We start from the raw sequence: 14,713 nt of genomic DNA, 5'->3' as shown, positions 1-14,713 counted from the left end.
GGCGGGACCCGGGACCGCCGATCGTCGGCGCTCAGACGTCCAGGGTCACTGCGCAGGCCCAGCCAGCGGCGTCCGGGCCGACACTCAGCGCGTGCAGCGACACCGCCTTCGGCACCGCGCCGACCAGCTCCACCGCGTCGGTGCCGGTCGAGTGCCAGCGCACCGCCAGGCCGCCGTCCTCGGCTGGCCGCACGTCGCAGTCCAGCGGCAGGGTGCCCTCGGTGTCCAGCCGGAAGATCACCTCGTCCAGGAGCCCGACCAGCAGGTCCTCGTCGTCGCCGGGCGGCAGCCGGAACTCGGTGTCGGTCTGCGGCCGGGCACCGGCGGTGTCGGCGAACGTCTCGACCAGCGCGGTGACGGCTTCGGCCAGGCACCCCTCGCGGTCCGGCGCCCACGCCTCGATCCGCACGTCGGCCGTGTGCGGCACGCTCCGGTGCCCCCGTTGCGTCGAGCGCTGCATGCCCCGATCATGCCCGCCCGTGGCGCGGCACCCGACCCGCCGCCTGAATTCGCCTCGGGGACAACCCGGACCGGTCCCGGAAAGAGGCCCGTCCGGCTGGCCGTCGGGTCCATAAGAAGAGAGGCTACATGTAGCCAATCTTCTGGAGGTGGATCCGTGTCAACCCGACGACGACCCCTGGTCCGGGTGCTCATCGGCGTGCTCGCCGGCGTGCTGGTGCTCTGCGGCGGCGGCGTCGCCGTGGTTACCTGGACGCTGGTCCGCACCACCGACACCGCTGGCGAGGTGGACTTCGTCCGCCCGCTGGCCGTACCCCCGCTGGCGCAGTCCCGGCTCGACGACCAGGGGCGCCGGGTCTTCGACCTGCTCGCCCGCGACGGCCGGCGGGACTTCCGTGGCGATGGGCGGCTGACCCGCACCGCCGGCTTCGACGGCGACTTCCTCGGCCCGACACTGCGCGCCAAGCGTGGGGAGCAGGTGCGGGTGAACGTGGTCAACAAGCTGGGCGAGGAGACCAACGTGCACTGGCACGGCATGCATCTGCCGGCCCGGATGGACGGTGGCCCGCACCAACTGGTCCGCCCCGGCGCCACCTGGTCGCCGACCTGGCGGGTGGACCAGCCGGCGGCCACCCTCTGGTACCACCCGCACCCGCACGGCGCCACCGAGGAGCAGGTCTACCGGGGCCTGGCCGGCATGTTCATCCTCGACGACGACCGGGAGGCGGCGCTGCCACTGCCCCGCAGCTACGGGGTCGACGACGTGCCGGTGATCGTGCAGGACCGCAGCTTCTCCCGCAGCGGTCAGTTCACCAAGAGCCGCAACGCAATCGCCAGCATCGGCGCACTCGGCGACACCGTGCTGGTCAACGGCACCGTCGGCCCCTACCTGGACGTGCGCACCGAGCGGGTCCGCCTGCGGCTGCTCAACGCCTCCACCGCGCGTACCTACGACTTCGGGCTCTCCGACGACCGGTCGTTCGCGCTGATCGGCACCGACGGCGGGTTGCTGGCCCGGACCGCCCGGCTCACCCGGGTGCGGCTCTCCCCGGGGGAGCGGGCCGAGATCGTGGTGGACGTCCGACCGGGGGAGCGGGTGACGCTGCGCAGCACCCCGCCCGATCTGGGCATCGGCGGGCTGGCCCGGCGCTCGGCGGGTGGAGCCGACCGGTTCGACGTGCTGCAACTGCGCGCGGCCGGCACCCTGACCCCGTCACCGCCGGTGCCGGACGCGTTGGTGCCGGTGGACCGGTTGGACCCCGCCGCCGCAGCCACCACCCGGCGGCTGGAGTTCCAGGGGCGGGACATCAACGGCCGGTCGATGCGGATGGACCGGATCGACTTCGCCGCCACCCGGGACACCACCGAGGTCTGGGAGGTGGTCAACTCCGACGGCACCCCGCACAACTTCCACGTCCACGACGTGCAGTTCCAACTGCTCTCGGTGGACGGCGCCGCGCCACCGCCCGAAATGGGCGGCTGGAAGGACACCATCTACCTGCCACCGCACCAGCCGATGCGGATCGTGCTGCGGTTCACCGACCACAGTGACCCGAACCTGCCCTACATGTTCCACTGCCACCTGCTCTGGCACGAGGACAGCGGGATGATGGGCCAGTTCGTGGTGGTCGACCCGGGCCAGGCGCCGGGCCGCCCGCCGGCACATGGCGGCCACGGGGAGCATGACTGACCGGCGTACGGTCGCCGGATGCGGATCACCCGATTCACCCACTCCTGCGTCCGCGTCGAGCACGACGGCGGGGTGCTGGTCGTCGACCCGGGCACGTGGAGCGAGCCGCGTGCCCTGGTCGGCGCGGACGCGGTGCTGGTCACCCACGAGCACACCGACCACGTGGACGTCCTGCGGCTGGCCGGCCTGGGCGTCCCGGTGTACGCCCCCGAGGGCGCCCGGCTGCCCGACCTCGCCCCGCTGCCGGTGACCCGGGTCGCCCCCGGGCAGCGCTTCACCGCCGCCGGCATCACGGTCAGCGCGCACGGCGGCCGGCACGCCGCCATCCACGAGGGCCAGCCCGACTGTCCCAACCTCGGCTACCTGATCGGCGACGGGCTCTACCACCCGGGCGACGCGCTGCACGTGCCGGACGAGCCGGTGCACACCCTGCTGGTCCCGGCCCAGGGGTCCTGGCTGCGCCTCGACGAGGCGATCCGGTTCGCCCGCGAGGTGGGCGCCGATCGGGCGTACCCGATCCACGACGCGCAGATCAACGAGCGTGGCCTGGACAGCGTCGCCGGCTGGCTCGGCGAGACGATCCCCGGCTACCGCCACCTCGTCCCGGGCGACACCGCCTGACCGGCCGTGCCACCGGCCGCCGGAACGTCGAAACGGGGTGCGGCGGCGGTGAGCACGGCGGCCCGCGTCGGTGCCGACCATCCCTCGGTCAGCTCCGCCACCAGCGCGGCGACCAGCCGGGTCACGTCCGCCTCGGCGTCGGAGTGCAGCGCCTCGGCGACGATCAGCACCGACGAGGTGCCCGCCCGCACGGCCGACCAGCCGCTCTGCCGGTTCGTCCAGCGCCGGGCGTGGGCGCGACCGGCGGCGTCCGCGAAGGTCACCTCGCCCGGGTCGGGGTGCTCGGTCTCGCCGGCGAAGCTCAGGTACTCCTCGTCGCCGTGGGCCGGCCGGACCACCAGGTCGCCGTCGACCCGGTCCAGGTCGAGCACCGCGACCGGGATCGCGTACGCGGCCGACACGGCGTTGCAGAGGTCCACCAGCGGGTGCAGCCGGGGCAGTTCGTCGTCCAGCCGGAGCCGACGCAGCAGCGCCTCCGCGGCGCACCGGTACCGGGTGGGTCGCAGCCCCATGGCGGCGTACGCCCGCCGCCATGCCTGGATCTCCGGGAACCCGCTCTCGGCGCCGCCGGCCAGTCGATCGCGAGCGACCGCGGTGTACGCGGCGGTCTGCTGCGCCACGTCCGCCGTGGGGGTGATGCCGGTGGCCAGGACCACTCCGGCCACCAGGTCCGGGTACGCCGCGCGGAGCTGCGCGGAATGCTGGAACTGCACGGGACTCCTATCGTTCGGTGAGAGCGAGCGTCACGCCGAGCGCGACGAACGTGCCGGCGACGGACCGGCGCAGCCAGTCGGTGACCCTCGGCCGGGTCAGCACCCGGTCACGCAGCCGGGCCGCGAATATGCCGTAGCCGCTGAACACCACGAAGGTCAGCAGCATGAACACCGCCCCGCACGCGAGCATCGACCGGGTCGAGCCCGGCGCGGTGGTGTCCACGAACTGCGGCAGGAACGCGACGACGAACAGCGTCGGCTTCGGGTTGAGCAGGTTGACCAGCACCCCGGAGAGGATCACCCGGGCCGCCGAGTGGGGCGGCGTCGCGGTGGTCGCCGCGAAGGCGCTGCGGTCCCGCACGGTCGACCAGGCCAGGTAGAGCAGGTACCCGACGCCGAGGTACCTGACCACCTCGAACGCCGCCGCGCTCGTCTGCAACAGCGCGGCGAGACCGGTCATCGCCGCCAGCAGGTGCGGCACCACGCCCAGCGTGCAGGCGAACGCGCCCAGCACGCCGGCCCGGGCGCCCCGGGACAGGCCGGCGGAGAGGGTGAAGAACACCCCGGTGCCCGGGGTGACCACCACGATCAGCGTGGTGACCAGGAACGGGATTGTCACGGTCGTCCTCCGGTGGGCTCGGCGGGGCTGCCTGATCACCACTCTGCTGCCAAGATGGTCCGGTGAGCAGGGCCAAACCAAGGGCATCCGAGAGGTCCATATCGGCCGGGTCGGATTTTCTGCACCTGACCATCGCCGACGCACCGCCCGGCGGGCGCGCCGACTGGCTGGCCGCCCGGCTGCGCCAGGCCATCGCCGACGGACGGGTGCCGGTCGGGGGCCGCCTGCCCGCCACCCGGTTGCTCGCCGCCGACCTCGGCGTCTCCCGGGGCGTGGTCACCGAGGCGTACCAGCGGCTGACCGAGGAGGGGCACGTCACCGGTCGGGGCCGGGCCGGGACGGTGGTCGTCGCCGCGCCGCCCGCACCGGCCGCGCCGGCCCCCGCCCCGGCCGCCGCGCCGGCTCCAGCCGCGCTCTTCCCGCCAGCTCCGGGCAGCGACATCTTCGACGCGGTACGCGCGGCGACCGCGACCATCGACCTGACGCCCGGCGTACCCGACCTGGCCGCCTTTCCCCGCGCGGACTGGCTGCGCGCCGAACGGACCGTGCTGCGCCACCTCGCGGCGGCCGATTTCGGCTACGGCGACCCGTGTGGCGCCCCCGCGCTGCGCCAGGCCGTCGCCGTCTGGCTGGCCCGCAGCCGGGGCATCGCCGTCGACCCCGTCGAGGTGATCATCGTGGCCGGGGTGTCCCAGGCGCTCGGGCTGCTCGCCCAGGCACTCGGCTCGGCCGGCATCGACCGGATCGCGGTCGAGGACCCCGGCTCGCTCGGCGTACGGCAGCACCTCAACAACTGGCGGGTGGACACCCCGCCCATCGCGGTGGACGACGCCGGGCTGCGGGTCGACGAGCTGGCCGCCAGCGGCGTGCCCGCGGTGATGCTCACCCCCGCGCACCAGTTCCCGACCGGCGTGGTGCTCGACGGCGACCGCCGCCGCCAGCTCGTCGACTGGGCACGGACCGGCGGCCTGATCATCGAGGACGACTACGACGCCGAGCACCGCTACGACCGGCCGCCGGTGCCGGCGCTGCGCGGCCTGCTGCCCGAGCAGGTCTGCTACGCCGGCAGCGTGTCCAAGCTGCTCGCCCCGGCGCTGCGGGTCGGCTGGCTGCTCGTGCCGACCCGCCACCGGGCGGCGGTGGTGGCCGCCAAGCGCAACGCCGACCTGGGCAACGCGGTGCTGCCGCAGCTGGTGCTGGCGGAGCTGATGACCTCCGGCGCGCTGGAGCGGCACCTGCGGCTGCTACGCCGCCGGCACATCCACCGCCGGGACGCGATGATCGCCGCGCTGGCCCGGCACCTGCCGACCGCCACGGTGCACGGCGCGGCGGCCGGGCTGCACCTGATGATCACCTTGGACGACGCCGTGGTGGACACGGAGCTGGCGGCGGCCGTGCTGGCGCGCGGGGTGAAGGTGCAACCACTGTCCTGGCACTGCCAGCGGCCGTACCGGCCGGGGCTGGTGCTCGGCTACGCGGCTCGTACGGCGACCGAGATCGAGGACGGCGTCGCGACGATCGCTTCCGTCCTCCGCCCCGGCCGGTGACCTATCGTGAGCGGGAAGTGCCGGTCGGCGTCCCGGCCGGGTGGCGTAGGCAGGGCACCGTGCTGCGCGCTTCAAGATCCGTCGGCATCGGGAGTAGGGCATGGGCCTCATCCACATCGAGCTGTTCGCAACCCTCGACCTCGTCGGGCAGTCGCCCGGCGGCCCCGAGGAGGACCCGGTGGGGTTCCCGTTCGGCGGCTGGCAGGCGCCCCTGCTGGACGAGGTCGCCGGGGCCCAGGTCGGTGCCGCGTACGAGGGCACGGACGCCCTTCTGCTCGGCCGGCGGACGTACGACATCTTCGCCGCCTACTGGCCGCACCAGGAGGGCGGCGAGGACAACGAGATCGCCGCGCTCTTCAACAGCGTCCCGAAGTACGTGGCCTCCCGCGGCAGGCCCGACCTCTCGTGGGCCGGGTCCACCCAGCTCGGCCCGGATCTGGCTGGCGCGGTGCGCGAGATCCGTGACCGGCACGAGCACGTGAAGGTCGTCGGGAGCCTGAACCTGGTGCAGACCCTCCTGCGCGAGAAGCTCTTCGACCGTCTCGACCTCTGGGTGCACCCGATCGTGCTCGGCGTCGGGAAGAAGGTGTTCGACGGTGGCGCGGTGCCCACGAACGTCACACTCCTCGAACCGCCGGTGGCCAGTCCGACGGGCACCGTGTACCTGCGTTACGGACTCGCCGATGGCACGCCCGGGACGGGGGACATGAGCGCACCCGATCGCGGTGCCGGGCGCGATGGCTGAAGCCGCCCCGCGCCAGGTGGGTCCGTGTGGTCGGCGGTGCATCCGCCAGGTCGGCATTCGGCTGGGCCGCCGGGCTGACCGGGCGGATCCGCCCGGTCAGCCCAGGAACAGGCGGACCAGGACCAGCACGGCGAGCAGCGCCGGCCCCCGCGAGCCCTGGCGGAGCAGGTCGACCGGGATCATCCCGAACGGCGTGTTCACCGTCGCCCCGCCGTAGTCGATCGGTGGTCGGGTGCCGGCCCGCCAGGCGGCGGCCACCACCCCGAGCGCCAGCGCCGGCCCCAGCCAGGGAGGCCCACCGTCGACGGTCGGCATGGTCAGCAGCCACCACAGCCCCGTGCCGATCGCGGGCACGATCACGTGGATCCCGCGCAGCGCGGCGTCACTGCCGCCGAGCGCCCGACGCAACCCGGGGGACCGGCTGATCGACCGGAGGCCGCCGGTCAGCCGGTCGGCGGCGAAGTAGCCGAACACCACCTGCGCGGCACCGGCCAGGCCGGGCAGGGCGAGCGCGGCGGCGTACTGGACGAGGATCAGCGCCGTCCAGATCAGCAGGGCGCTGGGGTGGCGGCGGAGCCGGCGCACGTCGGCCTGGAGCAGCGCCCACCAGCCGGGGCCGGGCAGGAATCGGCGACTGCGGACCCGGCCGATCTGGCGCCAGCGCCGGCTCTCCACCAGGCCGGCGAGCATGCTCGGGTCGAGCAGGATGGTGGCCGTCGCCGCGGCGTTGGCGAACTGCGCGCCGGTGGTCAGCGTGGCCCGGTCCACCCGGGGCAGCGCGCGTACCGCGAGGACGGTGGCGGCGACCGCGAGGGGCACCCCGACGACGACCAGCGCGGTGGTCGGCGACGCCGTCGGCCGGGGCAGCCCGTCGCCGAGACGACCGGCGAGGACCACCAGAGCCGTGACGGCGGCGGCCGCCAGCAGCGGCACTACCCCGGCGAGGGTCGGCCACCGCCGGCCCGGTCGGCCGCCCTGGGCGACCACGCTGAACGCCAGCGCTGTCGCCCCCCACCCCGCACCGGCCGCCGCCGCCCAGCCCAGGACGGCCAGGTCGGTGACGCCGCCGAGCGCCGCCACGGCCAGCCCGATCAGCGCGGTGCCGGCCGTCGCGCCCGTCAGCAGGATGACCAGGCGCGGCGCCAGCCAGGCCCGCCGGTCGATCGGCGCGCTGGTCACCCAGCTCTGCGTCGCCGGGGTGACCAGCAGCGGGCCGAGCGCGCGCAGGCCGCGCCAGGCGAGCCCGGCAGCGGCCAGCAGCGCGGCGACCGCCAGCCACCAGCGCACCCCCGGGTCGGCCCGCCCCACCGTGGGCGAATCCAGCATGTCGCGGCTGGCGCTGATCGCGAACCAGCCGTACATGCCCACGAAGAGGACCATGACGTACGCGTCGCCCAGCACGTCGCCGAGGGAGTGGTCGTGGTGCCGGCGGCGGGCCCGGCGCAGGTGCGAGCGCACCTGCCGGGCGGTGGGCACCCCGGCCGGCGCGTCGGCGACCGTGGCCGGCGGGGCCGTCACCGGCCGATCTCGATCCGCTCGTCGACGACCGCGTCGATCAGCTCCGGATCGTGCGAGGCCAGCAGCACGGCGGTGCCCGCCTCCCGCTCCCGGCGCAGCCGGTCGGCCAGCCACTGCCGGCCGCGCACGTCCAGCCGCTGCTCCGGCTCGTCGAGGATCAGCACCCGACGGGGCCGCACGAAGCAGGACGCCAGCGCCAGCCGGCGGCGCTGCCCACTGGACAGCGTCACCGGCAGTTGGTCGCGGGCCGGCTCCAAACCCAGCTCGGCCAGGACCTCGTCGACCGGGTCGGCATTACCCCCGTGGGCGTACGCGACCAGCTCCAGGTGCTCGACCACGGACAGGTCGGGAAAGAAGTCGATGTCGTCCAGGGCGGCCGCCACCAGCGCCCGCACCTGGGGATCGGTCTCGTCGGCCCGGCGACCCTGCACCAGCACCTCGCCCGCGTCCGGCCGGTCGGCGCCGACCACGCAGCGCAGGAGGGTGGTCTTGCCGCTGCCGTTGGGGCCCAGCACCACCGCGATCCGGCCGGCCTGGAGCGTGAAACTCACGTCGTCGAGCACGACCAGGTTGCCGAAGTTGCGGCTGAGTCCCCGCACCGAGAGCGTATCCACGATCACACACTCTCGCAGACCCGTTCAACCGCCCAACGCGAGCGATCGACATCACGCCGGCCAGGTGGTCACGGGTCAGCCGGCGAAAGGTCCGTGCCGTCCTCCAGCCGGCTGTCGGCGGCGGCCAGCCCTTCGGCGTCGTCGACCTCCTCGGCCACCGCCGCCGCGTCCGCCCAGTGCTGCCGCGCCTCGGCCCGGTCGCCCAGCTCGGCGGCGGCGTCTCCCAGGTACAGCAGGGTCCGGGCCAGCCCCAGGGTGGGCCGGCTCTCCTCGCGCAGCCGCCGGCCCTCGGCCAGCAGCTCGTACGCCGCCCGGGCCTGCCCGGGCGCGGCGGTCAGCAGCGTCGCCCCGGCGTTGAGCAGCGCCGCCGCCCGGCTGGTCGGGTCGCTGACCGACTCGTACTCGCGCAGCGCGGCGCGCCACGCCTGCGCGGCGTCCAGGTGCTCGCCGAGGGCGGCGTGCACCAGCACCAGGTTGGTCAGCGCTGCGGCGTAGCCGCGAGCGTCACCCACCGACCGGAAGGTGTTCGCCGCCCGCACGAGGTGGTGGTGCGCGCTGTCCAGGTCCCCCCGGGCCAGCTGCGCCGCGCCGAGGCCCAGGTCGGTGAGCGCGAGCCCGGCCCGGTCCGCTCCCGAGCGGTGCCGGCGGGACAGTTCCAGGTGTTCCACCGCGTCGTCGAGCTGCCCCAGGTCGAGCAGCGCCAGGCCGAGGTTCATCCGGGCCTGGGCGGTGCCCCGCCGGCCCCGCTCGGCCACCGCGAGGGTGAGCGCCGCGGCGGCGCCCTGCGGGTCGTGTCGGCGCCGGCGCAGCACCCCCAGCTCGTTGTGCGCCCACCCAGCGATCTCCGGTCGGTCGTCAGCGGTCGGGGTGGCCAGCACGGTGCGGCACACCTGCTCCCACTCGTCCAGCCGCTCGACGTGCGCCAGCCACCCGCACAGCGCCACGGCCAGCCGGAACCACCACCGGCGTACCCGGCGGGGCAGCGTCTCGGCGGCGCCGGCCGGCACCCGGACCACCGCCAGCAGCAGCTCCTGGTGCAGGTCGAACCAGCCGTACGGGTCGTCGTCCAGCGGCAGTGACCACTCCCGGTCCGGTGGGGAGCCGAGCACGGCCAGGTTGGCTGTGTGCCGCTCGGCCCGGCGCGCCAGGTGCCGGGTCAGCCGGGCCTGCGCGGCGACCCGAGCCCCGGCCGGATCGGCGTCCCGCAGGTGCAGCCGGGCGTTGCCGGCGAGCAGCGGGCGGATCTCGTACCGGTCGCCGGGAGCGCCGACCACGAACGCCGCGGCGGCCAGCTGGTCGAGCAGCGCGGTCACCCGCTCCGGGTGCCGACCGGCCAACGCGGCGATGGCCGGCCGGTCCACCGGCGCGGGTGCCAGCGACATCAGCCGGTACAGGCGACGCGCCTCGCGGGTCAACGCCCGGTACGCGGTGTCCCGCTCGGTGACCAGCCGGGCCGCCGGCGAGATGGCGACCCGCTGGTGCGGAGGCGTCTGCACCGCGCGGCGCAGCACGTCCAGCACGTCGGCGTGCCGCCAGCCGTGCTGCGCGGTGCGGTAGCCGAGCGCCCGGACCGTGCGCGGCTGCTGCCCGCACAGCTCGACGATCTCGCGGACCGCCGGGTCGGTACGCGGGTCGGCGCGGCGGGCCCGGGCGGCCGGTGCCGCCCCACCGGCGGCGGCGAACAGCTCCACCGCCTCGGCCGGGCCCGGCTCGGCGATCCAGTGGGCGACCACGCCCTCCAGCCCGCTCAGCGCCGGGCCGCCGGCGAGCAGCAGCCGGCAGGTCCGCGAGGTGGGCGGCAGCAGCGGTCGGACCTGCTCGGGACGGTCGACGTTGTCCAGCACGAGCAGGATCTTGCGGTCGTCGAGCTGGCGGCGCAGCGCGTCGGCGGCGAGCGTGAGGGCGTCCGGCCGGCCCGAGGTCGGCGGTGTGGTGCCCAGGACGCCGGCCAGCGCGGTGAGCACCTGCCGGGCGGAGCGGAGCCGACCGCCGCGGCGCAGGTCGAGGTAGTACTGCCCGTCCGGGAAGTCCGCCCGGCACAGGTTCGCCGCCTGCACGGCGCAGGCGGAGGCGCCCACCCCCCGCCGGCCCAGCACGGCCACCGCGTGCTCCCGGCTGAGCAGCCCGAGCACCGCCTCGACGTGCTCGGCGCGCCCGGTGAAGCCGGCCGGATAGGGCAGCGTCGACGCACCGGTGGCCGGTGCGTCGACGACGTCGGTGGGCTCCTGGCTCACCTCCCGACCGGCTCGGCGCCGGCGCATCTCGAACACCACGAAGCCGACCCCGCCGCTGACCACCAGCACGATGCTGGCCGGCCCGAGCACGCTGGCCGCCAACTCGGAGAGCAGGTTGCTGGCCAGGTTGCCGAGCACCCCACTGACCAGCGTGCCGACCGCGATCAGCACCGGCCAGCGCGGCCCCCGGCCGGCGCCCGTGGGGCCGGTCACCGGACGCCCCCGGAGACCAGCCCGGCGACGAGCTTCCGCCGGGCGAGCACCACCAGCATCACCGGCAGCACCGAGGCGAGCACCGAACTGGCGGCCAGCAACCCGCTGTTGCTCACGAAGCCGCGGGTCTGCCCGGCCAGGAAGAGCCCCAGCGGCGCCGCCTCCGGCCCGCTGAACAGCAGGCCCACCACCAGGTCGTTCCAGACCTGGACGAACTCCAGCACGGAGACCGCCACCATCGCGGGCAGGTTGTGCCGGGCGAGCCGGCGCAGGGTGCCCCACCAGCGCCGCCCACCCAGCCGGGCGCCGCGCACCTGCTCGGACGGCAGGTCGGCGAACGCGTTGCGCAGCACCAGCACCGCGAACGGCACGCCCAGCGCCACGTGCACCAGGGCCAGGCCGCGGGCGGTGCCGGAGGAGAGCACCAGGCCCAGCACCTCGTTGACCGGCCCGGCGATGACCTGGATCGGCACGACACTGGCCGCCAGCAGCAGCAGCCCGGTGGCCTGCGCGGCCGGCCCGGTCAGCCAGGCCAGCGGGTACGCGGCCAGCAGCGCGACCACCAGCACCGTGGCGGTCACCACGGTGGCCAGCAGCAGCGTGAAGGCCAGCGTCCGCCACAGCTCGGTGTTGGCGACCAGGTCACGGTAGGAGGCAACCCCCGGCGCGGCCGCCCACCAGCCGCGCGCCGCGGCGTCCACCCGCCCGTGCATCGAGGTGGCGACCAGCACCGCCAGCGGCACCAGCCAGGCCACCGCGGCACCCGCCGCCAGCAGCCGGAACACCCGCCGGGGCGGGGGCGCCCGGTCCGGTTCCGGCGGCGTCTCGGCGCGCGGCGGTGGCCACGCCTGCCGGACGAACAGCGCCGCCACGAGGATCCCGCCGACGACCGCCACCAGCCACACCACACCGAGTGCGGCGCCCTCGCCGGTGGTGGTGCCGCCCGAGGTCTGCCAGACCCGCAGTGCGAGCACGGCGGCCTCGTCGCGCACCGAGCCGGGGGTCATCACCAGGATCAGGTCGAAGGTGCGGCTGGTCCCCACCGCCACCAGCGCGAAGACCACCGCGACGGTACGCAGCAGCAACGGTCGCCACTGCGCGTCCCACAGCACATGGCGTCGACCGCCGCCGTAGGCGCGGACCGCGTCGGCCAGGCTCGGCGGCACCGCGTCCAGCGCGGCCCGGAAGACCAGCACGGCCAGGCCGACCCAGGCCCAGACGAACGCCGACATCAGCGCCACCGTGACCAGGCCCGGCCCGAGCAACTGCGGGGCGTCCTCGGCGGACCGGCCGGTCACCCGCGCCGCGACCAGCGTGGCCAGGCCCCGGGTCGGGTCGGGGTCGTACATCAGGCGGAAGGTCACCCCGGTGACGACCAGCGGCAGCGCCACCGGCACCAGCAGGATCAGGCGGACCAGCCCGCCCTCCTGGGAGCGGCGGGACGCGGCGGCGAGCAGGTAGCCCAGCGCCGTCACGACCGCCGGCACCAGCACCGCCCAGAGCACCGTACGGCCGACCACCGCGCCGGTACCCGGCGCGGCGAGCGCGGTGCGGAAATGTGCCGCGCCGACCCAGTGACCGTTGGTGGTGACGCTGGCGTGCAGGGTTCGCAGCACCGGCCACACCACCAGCCCGCCGAGCAGCACCATGGCGGGCAGCAGCAGCGCTGAGGTCGCCCCGGCCGCCGGGTAGGCCCGGCCACGGCGGGGCGGCCCGACGTCGTCGAGCACCGCCAACTCGCCGAGCACCCGGACCTGGGTCATCGGCCGCCGCCCGCGCTGCGCGCCGCCGCGGCGAGTTGCCCGGTGGCCCGACGGACCGCCTCGGCGGCGGGCACGCCGTCGGTGACGTCGGCGAAGAAGTCCTGCATGATCCGCCAGATGCCCACCCCGTCGGAGCCGGTGAACGGGCCGGGCAGCTGGTCGGAGAGGTCGAAGCGCAGGGTGCCGGGGGCGCGCATCTCCTCGGCGAGCCTGCGGCGGACCGGGTCGGCGTAGTCGTCCAGGGGGATCCTGGTGTTGGGTGACAGGTAGCCGCCGGCGCGTAGCCAGGGCCGGAACGAGTCGGCCCGGGTGAGCCACTCGACCAGCTCCACCCCGCCCTGGCCGCCGGCGAACGCCACCGCCACGTCCCCGCCGACGATCAGTGGGCCGGTGCCGCTCGGCCGGGCGCTCGGGAACCGGATGGTCGCCGGCTCCTCCGAGTCGCGCCGGAACGTGCCGACCACCTCGGCGGTGAAGTCGGCCTCGAAGACCATCACCGCCCGGTGGGAGTGAACCACCTGGATCACCGACTCCTCGTACTGGGTGAGCAGGGCGCGGCGCCCGCCACCGGGAAACGCGCCATCGATGCTCCAGAGCTCGGCGAGCCGGTCCAGGGCGTCGCGCACCGGTCGGCCCTGCCAGTCGGCGTCCCGCCGGGTGAGGGCGTCGTAGCTGTTGGGTGCCAGGTCGGCCAGCACGTTCTCGAACCAGTCGGTGAGCACCCAACCGTCCGCCGCGCCGATAGCCAGTGGCGCCGGACCGGACCCGCGTCGGGCGATCGCGCCGAGCTGGCGGGTCAGCGCGACGAGCTCGTCCCAGGTGCGTGGCGGCGTGCGCAGCTCCGACGGCAGGTGCCAGATCAGCGACTTGTGCGCCGCCTTCACCCAGACGCCGTAGCGCTGCTCCTCGGTCACCAGCAGGTCGCTCAGCCCGGTGGGCACCGCGTACTCGGGCGACGCACGCACCGGGCTCAGCCAGTCCCGCAGGGCGTACTCGGTGACCAGGCCGGGACGGGACAGGATCGCCACATCCGGGCTGGTGCCGGCGAGGTGCCGGGCGCGCAGGAACGCGTCGATGTCGTTGCCGGCGCTGACCACGTGCACCGGATCGGGGTAGCCCGCGACGACCTCGCGGAACCGGTCCAGCTCGCTGCCGCTCCACACCACCGCCACCTGCACCGACCGGGTGCCGCCGGTGCAGCCGGCCGCGGTCGCCGCGGCGCCGGCCGCGGCGGCGCGCAGCAGCGTACGCCGGGTGGCCCGGCCGGCCGGCGTCACCGGAGCATCCCCTCGGGCTCGGTGACCAGCTCGTGCCGGCGCGGGATCTCGGCCAGGGTGGCCGCATCGGCGGTGCACACCAGCACGGCCACCCCCGGTGCGTCCGGTGGGGACAGTCGGGGCAGCAGGTCACCGAGGCGGCTGCCGCCGGCCGGATCGGCCGGGAGGTCGATGACGAGCACCTCGGGCAGGCAGACCGCCGCCCGGGCCAGGGCCACCCGGAACCGCTGGGCGTCGGAGAGCAGGTGCGGCAGCAGGGCCAGCGTCGGCGCCAACTCGAGCCGGTCCACCACGATGGCCGTCCAGTCGTCGGCCACCTCGTGCACCCGTTCGCGCTTGCGTTGGCCGTACTCGATGTTGCGGCGCACGGTGAGCTGTGGCAGCAGCGCGCCGCCGGCGGGCACGTACCCGATCTGCCGGCGCGGCGGCGGCAGGGCGGTGACGTCCCGGTCGCCGACCATGATCCGCCCGGTGACCGGGGCGGCGAGCCCGGCCAGCACCCGGGCCACGGCAGTGCCGACCCGGGGTGGCGCCACCAGGGCGGCCGTCGTGCCGGCCGGGACGTCGAGAGTCACCGGCCCGGTGCCGGGGACGGCGACCAGTGCGCGTAGCCGTAGCGTGACCCTCACCTCCGGTGACCGCTGGTGACCCGTCCCAGGGTGGCACACCATGCCGAGAGTCGATGCCCCTCGGATCTTCC

At 75.4% G+C, this 14,713-nt stretch carries 13 protein-coding genes; 4 read left to right on the top strand and 9 right to left on the bottom strand.

Going from position 1 to position 14,713, the window contains the following annotated elements:
* Window positions 1-31: 31 nt before the first annotated feature.
* Complete coding sequence (locus tag OG990_RS13045) at window positions 32-460, bottom strand: archease (protein WP_406080639.1); 429 nt, start codon at window positions 458-460, stop codon at window positions 32-34.
* 156 nt (window positions 461-616) lie between these two features.
* On the opposite strand from OG990_RS13045, the gene OG990_RS13040 reads away from it, so the two are divergent.
* Window positions 617-2,149 (top strand): multicopper oxidase family protein, encoded by a 1,533-nt coding sequence (locus tag OG990_RS13040; RefSeq protein ID WP_406080638.1) that lies wholly within the window; start codon window positions 617-619, stop codon window positions 2,147-2,149.
* A gap of 18 nt (window positions 2,150-2,167) precedes the next feature.
* On the top strand, window positions 2,168-2,770 hold the full coding sequence (locus OG990_RS13035; protein WP_406080636.1) for an MBL fold metallo-hydrolase: 603 nt from the start codon (window positions 2,168-2,170) through the stop codon (window positions 2,768-2,770).
* Here OG990_RS13035 and OG990_RS13030 read toward each other — a convergent pair.
* The gene (locus tag OG990_RS13030; RefSeq protein ID WP_406080635.1) at window positions 2,737-3,483 is read right to left on the bottom strand and encodes a B3/4 domain-containing protein; all 747 of its coding nucleotides are present in this window, start codon (window positions 3,481-3,483) and stop codon (window positions 2,737-2,739) included. The genes OG990_RS13035 and OG990_RS13030 overlap by 34 nt on opposite strands.
* A gap of 7 nt (window positions 3,484-3,490) precedes the next feature.
* Entirely contained in the window at window positions 3,491-4,102 is a 612-nt protein-coding gene (locus OG990_RS13025; protein ID WP_406080634.1) for a LysE family translocator, read from the bottom strand.
* A 62-nt stretch (window positions 4,103-4,164) separates the two neighbouring features.
* Here OG990_RS13025 and OG990_RS13020 point away from each other — a divergent pair, with 62 nt between their 5' ends.
* Together OG990_RS13020 and OG990_RS13015 are read left to right on the top strand one after the other, a co-directional pair.
* The gene (locus OG990_RS13020; RefSeq protein ID WP_406080632.1) at window positions 4,165-5,649 is read left to right on the top strand and encodes a PLP-dependent aminotransferase family protein; all 1,485 of its coding nucleotides are present in this window, start codon (window positions 4,165-4,167) and stop codon (window positions 5,647-5,649) included.
* Window positions 5,650-5,749: 100 nt separating this feature from the next.
* A complete protein-coding gene (locus OG990_RS13015) occupies window positions 5,750-6,394 on the top strand; it encodes a dihydrofolate reductase family protein (RefSeq protein ID WP_355612464.1) in 645 nt (214 codons plus the stop codon).
* A 96-nt stretch (window positions 6,395-6,490) separates the two neighbouring features.
* On the opposite strand, the gene OG990_RS13010 is transcribed toward OG990_RS13015, so the two are convergent.
* The 6 genes from OG990_RS13010 to OG990_RS12985 form a co-directional block, all read right to left on the bottom strand.
* Window positions 6,491-7,912, bottom strand: a complete 1,422-nt coding sequence (locus OG990_RS13010; protein ID WP_406080631.1) for a DUF6297 family protein — start codon at window positions 7,910-7,912, stop codon at window positions 6,491-6,493.
* Complete coding sequence (locus OG990_RS13005) at window positions 7,909-8,526, bottom strand: ATP-binding cassette domain-containing protein (protein ID WP_406080629.1); 618 nt, start codon at window positions 8,524-8,526, stop codon at window positions 7,909-7,911. Before OG990_RS13005 ends, OG990_RS13010 begins: the two co-directional genes overlap by 4 nt.
* Before the next feature lie 68 nt (window positions 8,527-8,594).
* The gene (locus OG990_RS13000) at window positions 8,595-10,973 is read right to left on the bottom strand and encodes a tetratricopeptide repeat protein (RefSeq protein ID WP_406080628.1); all 2,379 of its coding nucleotides are present in this window, start codon (window positions 10,971-10,973) and stop codon (window positions 8,595-8,597) included.
* Entirely contained in the window at window positions 10,970-12,736 is a 1,767-nt protein-coding gene (locus OG990_RS12995; protein ID WP_328417255.1) for a hypothetical protein, read from the bottom strand. Before OG990_RS12995 ends, OG990_RS13000 begins: the two co-directional genes overlap by 4 nt.
* On the bottom strand, window positions 12,733-14,013 hold the full coding sequence (locus OG990_RS12990) for a hypothetical protein (RefSeq protein ID WP_406080627.1): 1,281 nt from the start codon (window positions 14,011-14,013) through the stop codon (window positions 12,733-12,735). Before OG990_RS12990 ends, OG990_RS12995 begins: the two co-directional genes overlap by 4 nt.
* Window positions 14,010-14,642: an ATP-binding cassette domain-containing protein gene (locus tag OG990_RS12985; RefSeq protein WP_328417251.1), complete on the bottom strand. Its 633-nt coding sequence runs from the start codon at window positions 14,640-14,642 to the stop codon at window positions 14,010-14,012. Before OG990_RS12985 ends, OG990_RS12990 begins: the two co-directional genes overlap by 4 nt.
* Window positions 14,643-14,713: the final 71 nt, after the last annotated feature.

Source organism: Micromonospora sp. NBC_00858, from assembly GCF_045207365.1.
GTDB lineage: Bacteria > Actinomycetota > Actinomycetes > Mycobacteriales > Micromonosporaceae > Micromonospora.
This window is presented reverse-complemented; position numbering and strand designations above follow the sequence as displayed.